This window comes from Aquisphaera insulae (genome assembly GCF_011064615.1).
Lineage (GTDB): Bacteria > Planctomycetota > Planctomycetia > Isosphaerales > Isosphaeraceae > Aquisphaera > Aquisphaera insulae.
Genome location: NZ_JAALJH010000295.1, coordinates 1 through 273 on the forward strand (window position 1 = coordinate 1; position 273 = coordinate 273).

The following is a 273-nucleotide window of genomic DNA, read 5'->3' on the forward strand; positions in this document are numbered from 1 at the left end:
TCGCTCCTCGGCGAGCCTCGCGAGGTTGCGCCGGGTGAGGTGGCCGTAGATCCCCTGGTCGACGCTGGCGAACTCCTCCGGACGCCGCAGCCCCAGGATCCTGCGCCACGACGACTCGGCCGCCGCCGGCTCGCCGGCGCTCCGGTGGGCCACCGCCTTGCGGAAGAGCAGCTCGGCGTCCTCGGGGAAGAAGGACAGGCCCTCGTCGCAGGCCGCGATCGCCCGCGGCAGGTTGCCGAGCATCTGCTGGCACCGCGCGATCAGGGCGAACAA

At 73.3% G+C, this 273-nt stretch carries 1 pseudogene; it reads right to left on the reverse strand.

Going from position 1 to position 273, the window contains the following annotated elements:
• Nucleotides 1-273: pseudogene (locus G6O54_RS37190) on the reverse strand (glycosyltransferase); the annotation flags it as partial.